This window comes from Longimicrobiales bacterium, from assembly GCA_028823235.1.
Classification (GTDB): Bacteria; Gemmatimonadota; Gemmatimonadetes; order Longimicrobiales; family Gaopeijiaceae; genus UBA2589.
The window spans coordinates 105,439-122,338 of sequence record JAPKBW010000010.1; the positions used below are offsets into that span (position 1 = coordinate 105,439).

17 protein-coding genes are annotated in these 16,900 nt (G+C 60.6%); 7 read left to right on the forward strand and 10 right to left on the reverse strand.

The genetic code is table 11. The features are described from left to right. Window positions 1–156 precede the first annotated feature (156 nt). On the forward strand, window positions 157–540 hold the full coding sequence (locus tag OSA81_07820) for a glycosyltransferase (protein MDE0898908.1): 384 nt from the start codon (window positions 157–159) through the stop codon (window positions 538–540). A 365-nt stretch (window positions 541–905) separates the two neighbouring features. Here OSA81_07820 and OSA81_07825 read toward each other — a convergent pair whose 3' ends face one another. Next, window positions 906–2,156 (reverse strand): ABC transporter permease, encoded by a 1,251-nt coding sequence (locus OSA81_07825; protein ID MDE0898909.1) that lies wholly within the window; start codon window positions 2,154–2,156, stop codon window positions 906–908. Further along, window positions 2,153–3,109, reverse strand: a complete 957-nt coding sequence (locus tag OSA81_07830; GenBank protein ID MDE0898910.1) for an ATP-binding cassette domain-containing protein — start codon at window positions 3,107–3,109, stop codon at window positions 2,153–2,155. Before OSA81_07830 ends, OSA81_07825 begins: the two co-directional genes overlap by 4 nt. Before the next feature lie 172 nt (window positions 3,110–3,281). Here OSA81_07830 and OSA81_07835 point away from each other — a divergent pair, with 172 nt between their 5' ends. Further along, entirely contained in the window at window positions 3,282–3,479 is a 198-nt protein-coding gene (locus OSA81_07835) for an AbrB/MazE/SpoVT family DNA-binding domain-containing protein (protein ID MDE0898911.1), read from the forward strand. Window positions 3,480–3,492: 13 nt separating this feature from the next. On the opposite strand, the gene OSA81_07840 is transcribed toward OSA81_07835, so the two are convergent. Together OSA81_07840 and OSA81_07845 are read right to left on the reverse strand one after the other, a co-directional pair. After that, the gene (locus OSA81_07840) at window positions 3,493–4,842 is read right to left on the reverse strand and encodes a hypothetical protein (protein MDE0898912.1); all 1,350 of its coding nucleotides are present in this window, start codon (window positions 4,840–4,842) and stop codon (window positions 3,493–3,495) included. Further along, the gene (locus tag OSA81_07845) at window positions 4,839–5,996 is read right to left on the reverse strand and encodes a hypothetical protein (GenBank protein MDE0898913.1); all 1,158 of its coding nucleotides are present in this window, start codon (window positions 5,994–5,996) and stop codon (window positions 4,839–4,841) included. The genes OSA81_07840 and OSA81_07845 overlap by 4 nt, the downstream gene beginning before the upstream one ends. A 118-nt stretch (window positions 5,997–6,114) precedes the next feature. On the opposite strand from OSA81_07845, the gene OSA81_07850 reads away from it, so the two are divergent. After that, entirely contained in the window at window positions 6,115–8,481 is a 2,367-nt protein-coding gene (locus OSA81_07850; protein MDE0898914.1) for a carbohydrate binding family 9 domain-containing protein, read from the forward strand. A gap of 62 nt (window positions 8,482–8,543) precedes the next feature. On the opposite strand, the gene OSA81_07855 is transcribed toward OSA81_07850, so the two are convergent. Both OSA81_07855 and OSA81_07860 read right to left on the reverse strand, forming a co-directional pair. Then, window positions 8,544–9,056, reverse strand: a complete 513-nt coding sequence (locus OSA81_07855) for a hypothetical protein (GenBank protein MDE0898915.1) — start codon at window positions 9,054–9,056, stop codon at window positions 8,544–8,546. A gap of 7 nt (window positions 9,057–9,063) precedes the next feature. Further along, window positions 9,064–9,321 carry a hypothetical protein gene (locus tag OSA81_07860; GenBank protein MDE0898916.1) on the reverse strand — a complete coding sequence of 86 codons (258 nt, stop codon included), beginning with the start codon at window positions 9,319–9,321 and terminating at the stop codon, window positions 9,064–9,066. A 95-nt stretch (window positions 9,322–9,416) separates the two neighbouring features. On the opposite strand from OSA81_07860, the gene OSA81_07865 reads away from it, so the two are divergent. Continuing rightward, entirely contained in the window at window positions 9,417–10,412 is a 996-nt protein-coding gene (locus OSA81_07865; protein MDE0898917.1) for a YpdA family putative bacillithiol disulfide reductase, read from the forward strand. Here OSA81_07865 and OSA81_07870 read toward each other — a convergent pair. Next, on the reverse strand, window positions 10,409–12,532 hold the full coding sequence (locus OSA81_07870) for a prolyl oligopeptidase family serine peptidase (protein MDE0898918.1): 2,124 nt from the start codon (window positions 12,530–12,532) through the stop codon (window positions 10,409–10,411). The genes OSA81_07865 and OSA81_07870 overlap by 4 nt on opposite strands. A 143-nt stretch (window positions 12,533–12,675) precedes the next feature. Between OSA81_07870 and OSA81_07875 the strand changes: the two genes are divergently transcribed. Both OSA81_07875 and OSA81_07880 read left to right on the forward strand, forming a co-directional pair. Continuing rightward, window positions 12,676–12,951, forward strand: a complete 276-nt coding sequence (locus OSA81_07875; protein ID MDE0898919.1) for a redoxin domain-containing protein — start codon at window positions 12,676–12,678, stop codon at window positions 12,949–12,951. Continuing rightward, window positions 12,844–13,317: a peroxiredoxin family protein gene (locus OSA81_07880; GenBank protein MDE0898920.1), complete on the forward strand. Its 474-nt coding sequence runs from the start codon at window positions 12,844–12,846 to the stop codon at window positions 13,315–13,317. Before OSA81_07875 ends, OSA81_07880 begins: the two co-directional genes overlap by 108 nt. Here OSA81_07880 and OSA81_07885 read toward each other — a convergent pair. Together OSA81_07885 and OSA81_07890 are read right to left on the reverse strand one after the other, a co-directional pair. Beyond that, window positions 13,314–14,444 carry a hypothetical protein gene (locus OSA81_07885; protein MDE0898921.1) on the reverse strand — a complete coding sequence of 377 codons (1,131 nt, stop codon included), beginning with the start codon at window positions 14,442–14,444 and terminating at the stop codon, window positions 13,314–13,316. The two genes, OSA81_07880 and OSA81_07885, sit on opposite strands and share 4 nt — an antisense overlap. Then, on the reverse strand, window positions 14,441–15,295 hold the full coding sequence (locus OSA81_07890) for a transglutaminase-like domain-containing protein (protein ID MDE0898922.1): 855 nt from the start codon (window positions 15,293–15,295) through the stop codon (window positions 14,441–14,443). Before OSA81_07890 ends, OSA81_07885 begins: the two co-directional genes overlap by 4 nt. A 259-nt stretch (window positions 15,296–15,554) precedes the next feature. On the opposite strand from OSA81_07890, the gene selD reads away from it, so the two are divergent. Continuing rightward, window positions 15,555–16,532 (forward strand): selenide, water dikinase SelD, encoded by a 978-nt coding sequence (gene selD / locus OSA81_07895; GenBank protein ID MDE0898923.1) that lies wholly within the window; start codon window positions 15,555–15,557, stop codon window positions 16,530–16,532. Between the two features lie 71 nt (window positions 16,533–16,603). Here selD and OSA81_07900 read toward each other — a convergent pair. Then, window positions 16,604–16,900: hypothetical protein (locus tag OSA81_07900; protein ID MDE0898924.1), on the reverse strand; the 297-nt coding region annotated here is incomplete at its 5' end.

The window sequence follows — 16,900 nt, forward strand, 5'->3', positions numbered from 1 at the left end:
CGGCGGTCGTGATCATCCACGTTTTGTACGTGGTGCTCGCGAGCGGCATTGGCCTGTTTGCCACACTTGCTTCGGATATCCTGCGACTCTCTGGTTGCAGGGAAGGTCATCCAAAAACCCGGACCTGACGACATCTCCGGGAACCAGTGGCCGCCCGTGTCGGTGTCCGAGTACAACGAAGACGATCAGATCAAGGACCCGATCAAGAGCCTCCTCGCCCTCGCTTATCCGCGTGGCCGCCGGGAGATCCTGATCATATCGGACTCCTCAAGCGATCGGGCTGACGAGATCGTGCGCAGCTATGAAGATCAGGGCATCGGGCTTCTCGGGCTCGAGGGCCGAGGCCGGAAGAAGCGAGCTGCCAACACTGCCGCTGCACACCTCACCGGTGAGATCGCCGTCAACACGGACACATCGATTCGCATCACAAAAGACGCACTCAAGCCGCTGATCGTGGTATTTCAGGATAAACGCATTGGATGTGCATCCGCGCTGATCCGCACCGGCTTGCCCCCCTCTGCCGGAGTCCCTGTCGCGTGACTTTTCAGCCGCTCTCCACACACGTGAGCACGGATTCCGCCCGGTCTCGGTATCGAGATCCGTCTGCTACGTAACCAGAACAGCATCTCCGAAGAAGGAGTGCCGCCGAAAAGTTCGGACCATCACGCGTGGCATACAGACGCTTGGCATAAGCGAAAGCTCATGAATCCTTTTCATTACGGCTGGTTCGCATAGATGCCCTTCAGGCATAAGGTTTGCCGGTGGGCGCCACCCTGGGGGGCGGCAGCGTGCGGACTCGCAATCATGGCTCCTGACGGACACGTCCCACCAACAAGACAGGAACGCTGCGACCCTCGTGGGTAGCGCAAAGAATTTCGCCAAGCCAGATCGGAGCACTTCCCTCCTCAAGCCTCCCGGATCCACCTCAGCAACTCGGGTAGCGTCGGACGCTTTCCAGCCATGAGAATCCCGACCTTGTAGATCCTCCCGGCGACCCAGGCGATGGCGAATATGGCGAACAGCATCAACACGAATGACAAGCCGATCTGCCAGGCCGGCACGCCACCTCCCGCTACTCGACCCCACATGAGAATCGGACTAAAAAGGGGCACAAGCGAGAGCGTGATCGCTATCGTGGAGCTTGGGTTCTCGATCACGTTCGTGACCATCACGATGGGGATGATCAGCAACATGATGATGGGCCACTGCGCCTGCTGGGCCTCCTCGTCGCTGTTGCACATGGCACCAACAGCAGCGTAAAGCGCCGAGTACATGAAGAATCCAAACACAAAGTAGCCGACGAACAGAGCAAGCAGTCCGAATCCCGGCAGAAATTCGATCGCCTCTGCCATACTCGCCATTTCGGGGCGGGCCGAGATGAGCATGGGCAACCCCATCGTGAACATCAGGACGCCGGATAACAACCAAATGCCCATCTGAGTCATGGAGACGGCACCGACCCCCAAAATCTTGCCCAGCATCAGATGCCACGGCTTCATCGACGAAATGATGACCTCGACGATGCGGTTGGTCTTCTCCTCGAGCGTCGCCCGCATGACCGCCACGGCGTACAGCATAATCACCATGTAGAGCAGGAACGCTCCCATGTAGGCGACTACGAACTCGGGATCCTCTATGTCCGCGCCCTCTTCCGAGAGCATCTCGATGCGGAGTTCTCCGCCACTGAGCATCGCATCGGCATCTACGCCCTGCTGCTCCAGCTGATATTCAAGCGCCGCGAGAGAGATCGTGCTCCGTAGTGTGACCTGGCGGATCGCACTCGGCCGATCCTTTGTGTAGAGGATCGCCTCACCGGTTTCGAGCGTGAGTTCGTCGAGCAGCAGGAATCCGCCGAGGAGGTTGTTGTCCGCAGCCTCCCGAAGCTCAGTGACTACGTTGACCCTCCACCTCTCCTCACGTACGTCCCAGCCTCCCTCCGCAAGCTGTGGCGCGAGCCGTTCGTAAAGCACGCCGGTGCCATCGACAACCGCCACCTCTCGAGCATCACGTGAGCCCTGCGAAGCAAAATACGCTGGGACCACGATCATCGCAGACAGGAACAGCGGCCCGCCGACGGTGGCTGCGACGAACCACTTCGATCGCACCCTCTGGAGGTACTCGCGGCGGATCACCGCCCACACGTTGACCCACATCATGCACCTCCCGGAGTTGCGCCCACGGGCGTGCCCGCGTCACCAACCACCCCGGCCCCAGCGTGCCGCACGAATATGTCGTGGAGCCGTGGCTCCACGAGATCAAAGCGAAGGATCTCCGCTCCACTCTGAACCCCGCGATGCAGGATCGCCTGATGGTCAGCGCCGTCCCGCAGGATGAGGCGTAGCTCTTTCCCTGTGTCTTCGATCCGGTCGATCTCCGGGCCGTCAAGCCAAGTGTCGGGCCCGATGAACTCGACGGCGACAACACCCTTTCGCTCAGCGGCCTTCAGTTCGTGGAGATTCGCGTCGAGCACCTTCTTCGCGTTCGAAATCAGACAGACCCGCTCACAGAGTCGCTCGGCCTGATCCATGAGATGGGTGGAGAACAAGATCGTCGTACCCCGCGAGTGAAAGTCACGCACGATCTCCTCCAGAACATCCTGATTGATCGGATCCAGACCAGAAAACGGCTCGTCAAGAATCAAAAGCTCAGGCTCATGAATGACTGTGCCGACGAACTGGATCTTCTGCTGCATTCCCTTGGACAGATCTTCGATCTTCTTATCAGCCCACTCACTCAGACCAAGACGCTCCAGCCAGGCAAGCCCGCGCCTCTTCCCTTCGGCCCGGCGCACACCACGGATCTCTCCAAGGAACGTCACGAACTCGATGCACTTCATCTTCCTGTAGACGCCGCGCTCCTCCGGCAGGTAGCCAACCTTTGTACGCCGCGTTACGTCTGGGTTCGCACCGAATAGCTCCACGGACCCCTCATCGGGATGAAGAATCCCCATGATCATTCGGATCGTCGTCGTCTTCCCTGAGCCGTTCGGGCCGAGCAGCCCGCAGATGCTTCCCCGCGGAACCTCGAAATCGAAGCCTTCTACAGCAGTGTGCTTGCCAAAGCGTTTCGTGACGCCCTGCAAGCGTATCGCGAAGCCGGTGTCGTTCATTTCGTTCGCTACGATTCGTGGTGAGGTTCTGGGCGTACCGCCTAGCTACGCGGACTGGATCTTCCCGGAACGCCAAAATGTGGCGCAAGTCAACCGAAATCTGCCCTCCGTACCGAATCGCAGCCCGATCGCTTAGATTATCCGGCTACAGGGTAACATTAGAGGAGTCCAGATGGCCATCTATCGTACGCTCTATTACACCGATGTAAGCGTCGGTGTCGGCGGGCGCGTCACGATTCCGCAGGACATGCGTGAAGATCTCGGCATTGAGGAGGGGGATTCCCTCACGGTGCGAGTGGAAGCAAACCCCCACGGGGGTCGTCAGATGGTGATCTGGCGGGCGGACGAAAAGGCCGACGAAGACGAGTAACTCTTCTCGTTTTTCATCGATTCAGCTCCAGTTGAGATGAATTTTCGATCTCCGTCCAGCGGACGAGGTCGCGTAGCGGGCCCCTTCCGTCATGTAACCACCAGGGCGGTGGGAAGGACATGTCCTGAATGGGGACGATCCGAGAGGCTCCGAGGCGGCCCAACATCAACGCGACCGATTCGAGGCGATCGCCCAACCCCGCGTGTCCGATGGTCTGGAGATGAGAGGAAAGCGGCCCAAGTGCCCGGCCCAGTTCGCCAATATCCGCCATTCGGCGCACGCGAACGCCGCGGTACGCGGTTGGCGGACCCAGTTGGGTCGAACCCTCACCGATAACGGTCCATGAGGATTGAGCTCCACCATGGTGGAGAGATCCTTCTCCGCTCGCGGCGTGCATTTCGGCCGCTCCGCGTAGCTGCTGCAGCGAACCACCTTCCTCCACTTCGAGAGGAATCGCCGGCAGCACCTCCTCCAGTGCTCGCAGCGATCGTGCGAGTGACTCAGCAAACTTCTCTGCGCTGACTCCCAGACCGGTCCCACCATCCGCAGGGTCTTCGACATACACGACGTGAGGGCACACACACCCGCGCTGCTCGAACATTGCAATCGCCCGCGCTACTTGATCGGATACTGACTCAATCTCCGCTGTTTCGAGGTCCCGACCGATTACACATGCGGCGACTCGGTGGTGATATCCCAGCACCCGCGTCGTAGGTGGGGCCAGGGCCCGAAGCGCAGCAACCGTCTCGTCGCTGCCGTATACCACCGCGACCTCCGCTTCGCTCAACGCGATCCGCTCCAAGATCTCAGAGCCTCCACGCCACTCGACGATTGCGACGGAGTCCGTGAGATCAGAGTCCACTTCGGCGAGAGCCTCCACGAAGAGCTTCGGCAACAGGGTATCGCCAAATCCGGGCTTGAGCAGGGTCGGACTCTTCACCAGGAGGCTACGAATCAGCGCGTTCACCCCAACGCCAGGGACGCTCCCTGACACGACTTGGACGCACAGCCGGGGGCCCATCCCGGCGACGGACCTGCCTTGGACTGACTGGAATCCGTCGAGGGCAGCCGGATCGCCAAACTCTGCTCGAACTGTCCGCTTGAGCTGATTCCGCGACCAGTCCCGGGCCATGCCATCGAGGACCTCGGCCGCCATAGCAGAGGACAGCCTCGCCTCCTCGGGAAGAGCCGCAAGGGCGCGTTTCCGGATGGGATCAGCATCCTCCAGGAAGCGCTCTCCGACTGAGCCCAATACTTCAACGATCTCTTCGACGGGTCGACGAACCAGCGAGTCCCGGGTGGCGCGAAGCTCGGCAATGTGTGCCTCGAGCTGTTTCGCTGTCACTTCTGTGCGTCCTGTCATCGGTCATCCACCGCCGACATAAGGTCATCCATGGCACGCGAACATCCGCGCGACTCCGCACCCGGAGCCCTGCCACGCAATCGAACACGCCCCTCCATCACGGACCCGACATCCTCTGTGAGGACATGAGACACCGAACCGAGGTTTGCGAGATCGAAGAAACAGAGAATTCCGTCATCACCCTCCGGCATCGGAGCGAGCGTAGTTGCGTCGAGTGCGCGCACGCGGAGCCACGGAGCCGGCACATGCACTCCGACCGCGTCCAGACCCTCCGCGAGAACGGGCTCCCAAAGCTGAGAGAGGAGTTCGGTCATGCCGTACTCGTTCACAATTCTGGAGGGCGGCACTCCCGTATGCTCCGTGATCGCCGCATAGAGCTGATCCCGTGGCACCTCTCGCCGCACACCCTTAAAGCCTCCCGTCTCCATAATCCGACTTCCGTCCGGGAGTCCTGCCAGCCCATCTCGCCCCCGTTCCATCACATGAAGGAATGACAGCGCTGTTCCCAGGACCAATACCGGCTCCCCGGCCGATCGGACAGAGTCGAGCATCTCGCTCGACCGCGCGCCCCATCTGCCATCGGAACCCACGAGCCAGTCCATCTGCGTAGCAAATCGGGAGACGGCCTCTCCGACCATGAACGACAACGAGGAATCCGGTACCTCCTCGGGGTCAGGGATTAGAGACACCATGCGTATTTGTTCAACATCGGGAAGAAGGGCCGCCCGAAGGGGTGGCGTCAGAGAGGCTCGATACAGATCGAGAGAAGGCACTAGGTGCCTGCCACGCACTGCACCGCCCCGAGTAGTGCCACTGGTCTGAAAGACGGCCTCAGCTTGGCGGCCCTCCGCTGACAGGAAGTCGAAGTACTTGAACGCCGCCGCCGGGACGGCCGGGACGTCCTCCCAAGAGGCGACAGACTCCGGGGTGACCCCGCGCGCAACGCAAAACGCTCGGTACGGATCACAGGTGCTGAACTGATGCTTGAACGACACGAGAGCCCACGACGAGAACTCGCCGTCAGACCATTGCCCCGACCTATCTTCCGCGCCGAAGCGGGCCTCGAGGGAACTGAACAGGCCCTCGAATCCGAGGTAGTCGGCCGGTCCGGCAGCTGGCCCATCGGGAGCCGTGGAGTCGTCATAGGCAGTCATCAGGTGAATCTAAGCTCTTACCGACATTGGACTACGCCAGCATCTCAGCCGAGAGGCGTGTCTCCCTTGGTGTTGGACCAGAAGGTGCGAAGTCTTTATAAATCTTGGGGTGCAGTCCATGAGTCGGTCAGCGTCCGCTGTCCTCGTTCTCCTTGTAGCTCTCTCCCCGTTCCCCACCTGTATCCAGGCACAACAGACGGGCGGCGGAAGTCCATCCGGGACGGACGCGTCGTCGCTTCCCTCGCTGATCGCACATCGACCAACGGGGGCCCTGACGATCAATCTCGATGGACGGATCGAGGAATCCGTGTGGATGGACGCCACGCCCATCACGGACTTCACTCAGCAGGACCCTGTCGAAGGCGCGCCGCCTTCGGAGAAAACTGAAATTCGGGTCGTCTATGACGACGACCATCTCTACATCGGCGTCATCATCTATGACGACCCGGACGGAATCCTCGCCTTCCAGCGCGAGCGCGACGCCAGTCTGGGCACCGACGATCGCTTCATGTGGATCCTCGACACCTTCCGGGACGGACGCACCGGTTACTTCTTCGAGATCAACGCCGCAGGGCTCATGGGTGACGGCGTGATTGCAGGCGGCGGCGGTGGGCATAGAGGCGGCGGCGGTGGCGGCGGCACCAACAAGGCGTGGGATGGCATCTGGGAGGCCCAGACGTTCATCCGACCCGACGGGTGGTCCGCGGAAATCCAGATCCCGTTTCGCACTCTGAACTTCAACCCGGATCAGGATGAATGGGGCATCAACTTCCAGCGCACGATCCGGCGGCGGAACGAAGAGATCATGTGGCGCGGCTACCGTCGGAGCGAGGGACTGCGGAATCCGGTGTTCGCAGGTCGACTCACCGGACTTCAGGGGATGTCTCAGGGGCTCGGCCTAGAAGCCGTCCCATCCGCGATCGCGAACTACAAGAACGTGCCCACGAATGCAGATCCGACGACATTCCCCAGCGATGTCAGTCTCGATGTGAACTACAGCGTCACCTCGAGTCTGAGAGCCTCCGTCAGTGTGAACACCGACTTCGCGGAGGTCGAAAGTGATCAGCGTCGGGTAAACCTGACACGGTTCCCGCTCCGGTTACCCGAGCGACGGGATTTCTTCCTTGAGGGATCAGGTGTGTTTTCGTTCGCTCCCAGGAGCGGGCCTTCCCCCTTCTACTCGCGGAATATCGGACTGAGCAGCGGAGAGCCGATTCCGATCACGTACGGCACACGGCTGACGGGTCAGGCCGGTGCCTTCGAGCTCGGGTTCTACCAGATCGCGACGGCGAATCACGAGTACCTCGATCAGATCGATGAAATCGACGTCACGGTGCCGAGTGAACACTTCACGGTGGCACGCGTGAAGCGAAAGCTCTGGGAACAGTCAGCTATCGGGGCCATCTACACCCGACGCGGGACTTCTGTCGACCCAACCGGATATGCCCCGATCGACCAACATACGGCCGGGGTAGATGTCGACTTTCGCACACGGCATTTCCTGGGTAACAAAAACCTGGAGCTGGAAGCGTTCGTGGCATGGAATTCGAACCCGAACGCCACGACTGATCCCGAGTGGCAAGAACTCGGCGCCGACGATCTCACCTCGCACGGTCTTCGCATCAGCTATCCGAACGACGTCTGGACGGCCCATGTGTCGTATCGGCAGTTCGGAAACTGGTACGACCCAGCGGTAGGATTCGTCACGAGAAACAATTTCCGCCGACTCGAGCCACGTGTCGGCTGGGCACCTCGGACACCGAGTATCTCGTGGCTCCGACGCATGGACTTCTCCGTGCAGTTCCGGGAGCAGGTGAGCCTCAGCTCCGCCTTCCCTGGCGACGATCCACAGCTGCTGCCCGGCGCGGGTGGCACGGAGGAGCGCCAGTGGGAGTTCAACCTGCTCGGACTCGACTTCGAGAGTGGGGACGGATTCGACATCAAGGCAACGCAGACCTACGAGTATCTGGACCGAACGTTTTCACCGAGTGATGGCGTCGTGGTCACGCCCGGTGACTACACGATCTGGGAATACCAGGTCAGCGGACGTACAGCGGGACGGCGCCGTGTATCCCTGTTTGGCGGCACAACCGTCGGTGGCTATTGGGACGGCGACCGGCAAAGCTATTTCGCCCGAGCAAGCTTCAGACCGAACCCGGGGTGGACGCTCTCCACCAACTTCTCCTATAACGACGTCCAGATGCCCGACGGAGACTTTACGCTCTCGCTGTACGAGGTCGAGGCGGACTGGAATCCGTCACCATGGGTCTCGATTACTGGCCAGACGCAGTATGACGATGTGAGTGAGATCGTCGGCCTGTTCACGAGACTCCGCTGGATCGTGAATCCCGGGAACGACATCTACGTCGTCTACTCACACAACTGGCGTCGCGAAGCGCTCGACATCCTCGATCCTGACAACCACACGTACAACACATTGTCGCGGGGAGGCTCGATCAAGGTGAACTACACCTACCGCTTCTAGGAACGAGACCAGCGGGCAGGGTCTGAGGGGGCCGGTCCGGGGCAAACGCCCTGGGTCCGCCCCTATCGCGCTGCCCCAGCGCCCTTCACCCCGCGCTCCACAAACCCTGCAGGGTCCCGATAGTCGACCTCGACCCCCCGGCCCCGGAAGCGATCACGCGTGGCCTCGAACTCCCCGTCAGACCAGGGGCCAATCGAGCCCCCATCCTGACCAACAACCTCCAGCGTAACACCCTGACGAATCCGACTCTCTGCCTTGTTGTTGATGAGCAGATTGGTGTCCGCATGCGAGTGGATGTCGATGAAGCCAGGAGCCAAGGCGAGGCCGCGTACGTCGAGCTCGGTCTCACCCCGGGCAACCCCTAGACCAACCTCGGTGATTCGATCGCCGGTGATCGCGACATCGACCTCCCGACCGGGTGATCCGGTCCCGTCGTAAACCATCGCTCCACGCAGGACTAGGTCGGCCCGACGTCCGAACCACGACTCGAACATGCTGCCCGCGAACGCCGAGCCACCCCATAGCGAACCAGCTCCGGTAATCGACGATGCTCGAACGAAAGTCCTTCTCTTCATGGCACCATCATCCTCTTTTGACCCGGCCGGGCTCCAGCCCGCCCGAATGCAAAATCTTTTCCTGCAGCCGCGTCCCTTCCTCTTCCGTGAAGTCGAGAACGCGTTGAACTGAAGCGTTCACTTCGTCATACGCGTCACGAGGGAAGTCTGTCCCCTCGGCGTGGGACAGTGCCCCTTCGAGCGTCTCCATCTCTCGCTCGGCCTTCTCCATTGCGCGACGGAGCCTGTTGAGCGCTTTTCGCGCCTCTGATTCTGCAGATGTCATGCCGTCATTGTGATACCGCCGGCCACCAGAGAACAGACTTCACGCTTAGGGAACAGGTCGGAACAGATGATCGGCATGGGGTACCCCGAGCAACCATGACCGACCGACTCGAACTTCTCGTTGTAGGCGCTGGACCGTGTGGCATCGCCGTAGGCGCTGCCGCTCGCAAGGCTGGAGTGTCGTGCACCCTTTTCGATAAGGGATGCGTCACGAGCTCACTGATGGACTACCCCTATTACATGACCTTCTTCAGTACCGCGGTCATGCTGGAAGTCGGCGGTGTTCCGTTCACAATCCCAGAGTCGAAGCCGACCCGGCGCGAGGCGCTCGCTTACTACCGGCGAGTCGTCGAGCACTGGGGCCTAGATGTTCGCCAGTACGAAGAAGTGCTCGAGATCGAGGGTGAAGAGGGCGACTTCACGGTGAAGACCGTGATGCGCGACGGAACTGAGCAGGTGTACGCCGCGGCGGCCGTGGTCGTCGCAACCGGCGGCTTTCAGGGCCCGAACTTCTTGAAGGTCCCCGGCGAGGATCTCGATAAGGTCAGGCACTACTACCACGAGCCCTACCCGTACTATGACCAGGACGTGCTCGTGGTCGGCGCCGGGAACTCGGCTGTAGAGTCGGCACTCGAAATGTTTCGGAACGGGACCCGCGTCTCACTCGTCCACTTCCTCGACAAGATCGATCGAGGAGTAAAACCATGGGTCGTCCCCGATATCACCAATCGGCTCGAACGGGGAGAGATTCCCATCTACTGGAATCATCGTGTCAGTGAAGTCCGCTCCGGATCCGTCGTACTCACGCCAGTAGACGGCGGGTCGGATACCGAGATCAAGAACGACTTCGTAGTGGCGATGACAGGCTGGCGATCGGACCACAGTCAGCTGACCGAACTGGGCGTCGTAATCGACACCGAATCCGGCATCCCTGCACATGACCCCGCCACGATGGAAACGAACGTACCCGGCCTCTACATCGCCGGCGTCATCGCCGCCGGGCACAACGCGAACAAGATCTTCATCGAGAACGGCCGCGAGCACGGCGACCTGATCGTCGCCAAGCAGCTCACACGCCGCGGAACGCCCTAGCGCGCATCCCCCCCGAGTCCGAGTTCCTGAGCCATAAAGGTCAGTTCTCGGGCCGTGTCCTCGATACCAAGCGACATGGGTCGTCCTCGGCCCGCGGCATGTCCGCCGCGCGCATCGTACCAGAGGATCACCGGGCGCTCAGACGCCGTCGCCGCCTGCAATCGCGCCGTCATTTTCCTAGCCTGAAGAGGCGACACTCTTGTATCGAGGTCGCCCGTCGTGAGCATGACTGCCGGGTACTCGACCCCGTCCCGCACCGCCTGGTAGGGTGAGTACTCTTTGATCGCCTGGAACTGAGATTCGATGCGGGCGTCACCGTACTCCAAGAGGGCCGGCATGTTGTTCGTGTCCTGGAAGGCCCAGAAGCGAACCATGTCGAGGTCCGGATAGGTGCACAACACAGCTCGATAGAGGTCGGGTCGCTGAGTCATTGCCGCCCCCACCAGGAGTCCTCCGTTGCTCCCCCCACTAATGCCGAGGTGCTCCGGACTGGTGAAACCCTCGTCGATCAAAGCCTCAGACGCGGCAATGAAGTCGTCGAAGACGTGCTGCTTTTTCTCAAGCATGCCGTCCTTATGCCAGCGCTCTCCGAACTCAGCGCCACCGCGCAACGTCGCGATCGCGTAGACACCACCGAGCTCGAGCCACGCGATCCGTGCCGCTGAGAAACTCGGGCGTATGCTCGAGTTGAAGCCACCGTAGCCGTTAAGGATCGTCGCATGACTTCCATCCAGAGCAATGTCTGCTCGGTGCATGACATACACAGGCGCCCTGATGCTGTCCGATGACTCGTACCACAGTTTCGTGACCGTGTAGGGCGACAGGTCCACATCGAGTTCAGGCTCGTCGGTCAGGACGCGGTCTCCGGACTCGAGATCCACCTGCCAGGTGGTCGCCGGCATGAGATGCGACGAAGCAGTCAGCTCCACCGTCTCGGCGTCACCCTCACGCACGGTCACTGAGGCGTTCTCAGGAGCATTCACCTCCCCCGTCGGGCGGCCCGCCATGTCGAAGATGCGAACCCGCTGCGCCACGTCGTGCAGGTACGTAGCAAAGATCTGACCATGAATGAATGAATAGCTCTCCAGGACTTGATCACTCTCGGGAATCAACTCCTTCCACTCATCCATTTCAGGCCGAGACGCATCCGCGACCATCAGTCTGTAGTTGGGAGCATTCCAGTCCGTGAGCACATAGATCCGACCGTCGCGAAATCGATGCTGAAAATGAGCCGGCACATCGCGGACGATCTCCTCAACCGGGCCATCTCCTCGCTGGATGAAGAGGTCGCTCCGCGCCCAGCCGTGCTGGGCCGTGAAGAAGCGTAGTCCACCATCGTAGACCGGACTCATGCCAATGAACGCTGACGGTCCAAAGCCTTCACCCCACACGTCCTGATCAGACCCCGGTTCTGATCCCAGGGCATGGTGCCGAATGCGGGGGCCAGCGTATCGATCGCGTGCCACGTAGTAGAACCCGCCTCCCTCTTCGTCGAAGCGGACCCCGCTGTAGAGCGCATTGGGAAGGCGATCGGATAGATCCTGACCGGTAGTCATGTCACGGATTCGCACTTCGAATTCATCTGCTCCTCCCTGCCGAATGGAGTACATCATGAGCGAGCCCTCACGTGCGAAGCTCATCATCGCGATGAGCGTTCGATGCGTCGGATCGATGAGTCCGGGATCGATGACAACCTCGTAGCCCTCTTCGACAACAGGGGCACCCGCGTCCTCCACGAACGGTCGCCGATACAGGATCGGCGCCTCTTCCCCGCGCCTCCGCATGGTGAAGTATTCGAACGCCCCAGCACGGCGAGGCAAGCCAACGTCGTCGGAGTCGGTGAGTTCACGCAGTCGCCGCCGAATACCATCGCGGAGAGGGGACTCGCCGACGACCTCTTCCGCGAACCTGTTCTGCGCAGAAATCCAAGCTCTGGTTTCGGGCGCGTCCTGGTCCTCAAGCCAGGTGTAGTCATCCACGAACTCGACGCCGTGCATAACCTGAGCCACCGGATCTCTCCTGGACTCCGGGTGCTCGACGCCCACGCCACACCCGATCGTTCCCAAGGCCACGAGAATTGGAACGCAACCTTTAAGCGGCGTTGTGATCTGAATTACCATGGATCTCTCCCGGAGCCTTGAGGATCAGTCAGACTTCCCGGTTGATCAGCCCCCGTCAAGCTCAGGGCTTCGGGTCTGTCGGCCTTCCGGGAACTGCTGTAGCCTTGGCGAAGTTCGGTTCTGAACGCTTACGGAGAAACCTCGTGCAACGACTTCGAGTCGCGCTGATGGTGGGGTTGGTGGGGATATCGGGATGCGCTGCGTCCGATGAGGCGCTAGATGCAATGACGATGGACGAACCGGTCGCGCTCGGGCCGGTCGATGGACACGAGCTGCCCGGTATCGAACTCGAACGGGTTCAGGTCGGGCAAATGGCGCCCGACTTCACGCTAGCTGCCCTCGCCGGAGATCGGGTGACACTGTCCGGCTTCCAGGGCGCAAGTAACATCGTACTGGTCTTTTACCGTGGACACTGGTGACCCTACTGCGCCAAGCAGCTCGGTGAGCTGCACGACATTCTCTCTGAGGAGCAGAAGGCCACTACAACGATCATCGCTCTATCATCTGATGATGAGTCGGATCTACAGATGATGGTTGATCGGGTCGCTGAAGAGAACGACGGACTGATGCTCGACTACACCTTTCTTTCGGACCCCGGAGCTGGAGTGATCAACCGCTACGGGCTCTACAACCAGGATGATCCAAGAGGCCGAGCTATTCCGCACCCGACCACCTACGTCATCGATATGGAAGGCGTCGTTCGCTGGAAGATGACCGAGGTGAACTACCGCGTTCGCCCGGAGAATGCAGACATCCTGACGGCGCTCGAAGAGATCGGCAGCTAACTCTCCGGAAACCCGTCCGGTACAGAAATCACGATGTCGTTCAGTAGCACCTGAGCGACGCCGCGTCTTATGTACGCCAGCGCGATTGTCCCTCCAAAACGGGGAGATTGCACAGCTGACCGGATCTCACCAACGACCTTACCCGATCCGTCCGGTGCCAGAAGCTCCGTCCCTCTAGCCGGGGCCGGAACGTCTCCAAGCTCGAGGCGTCGAAGCGCCTTGTTCACATGACCTCGATCGCGAATTCTGACGATGATTTCCTGTCCGGTATAGCAGCCCTTCGTCTGATCGATCGCCCTCTCGACGATGCCCGCTTCAGGTGGCAGCGTCCCGTCATCCATGTCCAGGCCAAAGACAGGGCGGCCCGCCTCTACTCGTAGAGTCGACCACACACCGAGGCCTGCCGGCCGCCCACCATCCTTAACGAGCGCCTTCCAGAGAGCTGACACGGACGCCGCCGGGCCGTACACAGTCCACGCCTCGGGCCAGACCTCCATGGTGCGGACAACCAGAAGGGGGGCCTTGGTAGACCCAACCGCGCGCCACGCTCCTTCTTCGGACCCCTGAAGCCAGTCAGCGTCGACTCGCAGACCCAGCGCCAACTTTGAAAGGGCATCGGCTGCCTTCGGGCCGACGACCGAAATCGACGCAGTGGCGTCGGACACATCTTCCGTCTTCGCAAAACGGGGCGGTAGAAACTTGCCGAAATGAGTCAATAGCCCGTCTCGGCCAGCGACCGGCACGTCTAGCAACAAGCCAGTTTCGTCCTCAGCTCCCGGAAGGAGCGCGACGAGGTCGGTAATCAGCTTGCCCTTGGGCGTCAGGACGGCGTGATAGGTCGCGAGACCTTCCCGGACCGAGTCCCCGACATCTACCGGCTCGGACGGCATGCGTCCGGTCAGCACCCCGTTGAGCATCTGTCCCGGTGCCCGCCCCGACACAGTGAGGCGTGCCCGATGACTTCGATCGAATACCGCCATGCCGTTCGTAGCAGCTTGGTATTCTGCCTCTGGCTCCCCGAAGTGGCGGACAAGTCGTCGTCCGTGGTAGTCGCCCGCGATTCCACCTGCAGACTCGAGCTGTGGTAACAACGGACTCTCGTGATTACTCTCGCCAGAACCGGTCATGCCGTACCTCCACCCGCCTCGAAGTGCCCTCCGCGAAGTTCTCGGACGAGCTTCTGAACGTTGTATGTGTCATCCGCCGTCGGCGACAGCCGAAGGTATGCCTCGAGCTGACACGCAGCCTCCTCATGCCGCCCCAGCTTCGCTAATAGCATTCCACGAGAACGGCTCACGAGCGGTGCAGTCGGCATGATCATGAGGAGTCGCTCAACCACCGCGAGAGAACGTCGGGCGTCACCAATTTTCGTGTAAATCCCTTTGAGATTCGTCAGGAGTCGAACGAGCATGTCGCGCTTCGTCGAGGGGCGAAGAAATGCCTCACGCATCGAGACCATACCACCGTAGCCTTGGTCCAGAAACTGCTGCGCGTCGTCCTCGAAGCGAATTCGACCACCGTCAAAAGGATCGATGAGAAGTCGGACTTCGGAGCCAGTATATCGAACAAGAAAATGCCCTGGGAATTTCACCCCTTCAAGAGGAAGCCCTAGCCTCCAGCTCACCTCGAGAATGACGATGCCCAGAGTCAGCGGAATGCCCACGCCACGGTCGAGCACATCGTTCAGGAACGAATTTCGGGGGTCATAGAAAGCCTCGCGATTCCCTGTCAACTTCCGGCGGGTGTAGAGCGTATCGATGACCTCGCCGAGCACGATTAGAGAAGCCGTCTCATTCGCCAACCTGTCCTTCACCTCTTCGGCGACCTGATCGAGGCGGGCCAGATAGAGATCGACCGACAGCTGTGGGTACTCCTCTTTCGCCACAAGCAGCACCGCTCGCGCCAGATCCATCTCGGCATCAGAGCGTGACAGCTCATCAGCGAGAAGACGGCGCGGAGACGGTTGGGGCGCGGTCATGACGGAGTGGACCTTTCTGGCGAGGGCAGTTCGAATTCTCGTTCGGGTGGCATGGGTACCCGGTGCGAGCTACGGGTTTCCTGTTTTCACCGTGCCCCCACCAAGCGACCTTGTTGATTCACTCGGTCAGCTAACACTCGATCGTGAAGTCCACGCCAACTACAGGAGATCGCCCATGGCGGACGAGCCAAGGGACCAGAAGCCGAAGATTCGACTTTCCCAGCTCAGCCACGGCGCTGGTTGAGCGTGTAAACTCGGCATGTCCGAGCTCGCGCAGGTTCTGCGTCACATACTCCCGGTAGACGACCCCAACGCCCTCGTCGGACAGACGACGGGGGACGATGCCGCCGTGTACCGTCTCTCCGACGACCGCGCCCTGGTCGTGACGGCTGATTTCTTCACGCCCATCGTCGACGACCCCTATGACTTCGGGCGCATAGCCGCGACAAACGCGCTGTCCGACATCTACGCGATGGGAGCACGTCCGCTCTTCGTGCTGAACTTGGTCGGCTTTCCACGGAAGCTCCTTCAAGAAGGAATCCTCGACGAAATCCTGCGAGGCGGCAGCGAGGTGACAAGTTCCGTCGGCATCCCGACATTGGGCGGACATTCAATCGATGATGCCGAGCCGAAGTACGGCTTGGTCGCAATCGGGGAAGTCGATCCGCGGCGGATGATTACGAACGCGGATGCTCGTCCTGGGGATCGACTGATTCTCACCAAGCCGATCGGATCTGGGATCGTGGCAACGGCACTCAAAAAAGACGAAGCTCCCGCCGAGGTCATCGCGTACGCCGTCGAAGTGATGACGACGCTCAATGCAGGTGCCGCGGACGTCATGGTCTCAGCCGGAGTACGTTCCGGCACAGACGTGACCGGGTTCGGCCTGTTGGGCCACCTCCGCGGTATGATGCGAGCGTCTGGCTTCGCGGCCGAGATCGAATCCGCCGCGGTTCCAATCCTCAAGGGTGCGCGCGCGCTCGTCGAAGCTGGTCACGTTCCGGACGGAACGAAACGCAACCTCCAAGACGTGTCGACGGATGTCACGTTCGCTGACTCGGTCGACGACCCGACGCGAACCCTCCTTGCTGATTCGCAGACCTCAGGTGGCCTCTTGATGGCCGTAGCCCCGGATGCGGTCGATAAAGTGATCGATGCTCTGGCAGGGCGCGCACCGGTTGCTGTTGTGATCGGGACTGTTCGCGAGGGTGGAGCCGGCTTGATCTCGGTTATCTAGGATAAACGAGAAAGCCGAAGCCTCTTATCAGACCCTGCGCCACTCGTCTTCATTTGGGCCGTCCGTAACGGCTACTTCTTCTTGGCCGCCGACTTTTTCTTAGCAGCCAGTTTCCTGGCGACAGGCTTTTTGGCCATCGCCTTCTTTTTCGACTCGGCCTTCTTCCTCGGAACTGCCTTCGTCTTGGCTACCGACTTTTTAGCCGTCTTCTTCTTGGCGGCCGGCTTCTTCTTAGCAACGGGTTTCTTGACAGCAGGCTTTCTGGCCGTCGCCTTCTTTTTCGGTGCGGCCTTCTTGGCGGCCATCGACTTCCGGGTCGCGGGCTTCTTCGTCTTAGCCTTCTTTTTCGGTGCGGCCTTCTTGGCGGC

Bases quoted from the DNA above. Each gene is read 5' to 3' on its own strand.
- OSA81_07825 (MDE0898909.1), bottom strand. From the start codon at position 2,156: ATGATGTGGGTCAACGTGTGGGCGGTGATCCGCCGCGAGTACCTCCAG.
- OSA81_07830 (MDE0898910.1), bottom strand. From the start codon at position 3,109: ATGAACGACACCGGCTTCGCGATACGCTTGCAGGGCGTCACGAAACGC.
- OSA81_07835 (MDE0898911.1), top strand. From the start codon at position 3,282: ATGGCCATCTATCGTACGCTCTATTACACCGATGTAAGCGTCGGTGTC.
- OSA81_07840 (MDE0898912.1), bottom strand. From the start codon at position 4,842: ATGACAGGACGCACAGAAGTGACAGCGAAACAGCTCGAGGCACACATT.
- OSA81_07845 (MDE0898913.1), bottom strand. From the start codon at position 5,996: ATGACTGCCTATGACGACTCCACGGCTCCCGATGGGCCAGCTGCCGGA.
- OSA81_07850 (MDE0898914.1), top strand. From the start codon at position 6,115: ATGAGTCGGTCAGCGTCCGCTGTCCTCGTTCTCCTTGTAGCTCTCTCC.
- OSA81_07855 (MDE0898915.1), bottom strand. From the start codon at position 9,056: ATGAAGAGAAGGACTTTCGTTCGAGCATCGTCGATTACCGGAGCTGGT.
- OSA81_07860 (MDE0898916.1), bottom strand. From the start codon at position 9,321: ATGACATCTGCAGAATCAGAGGCGCGAAAAGCGCTCAACAGGCTCCGT.
- OSA81_07865 (MDE0898917.1), top strand. From the start codon at position 9,417: ATGACCGACCGACTCGAACTTCTCGTTGTAGGCGCTGGACCGTGTGGC.
- OSA81_07870 (MDE0898918.1), bottom strand. From the start codon at position 12,532: ATGGTAATTCAGATCACAACGCCGCTTAAAGGTTGCGTTCCAATTCTC.
- OSA81_07885 (MDE0898921.1), bottom strand. From the start codon at position 14,444: ATGACCGGTTCTGGCGAGAGTAATCACGAGAGTCCGTTGTTACCACAG.
- OSA81_07890 (MDE0898922.1), bottom strand. From the start codon at position 15,295: ATGACCGCGCCCCAACCGTCTCCGCGCCGTCTTCTCGCTGATGAGCTG.
- selD (MDE0898923.1), top strand. From the start codon at position 15,555: ATGTCCGAGCTCGCGCAGGTTCTGCGTCACATACTCCCGGTAGACGAC.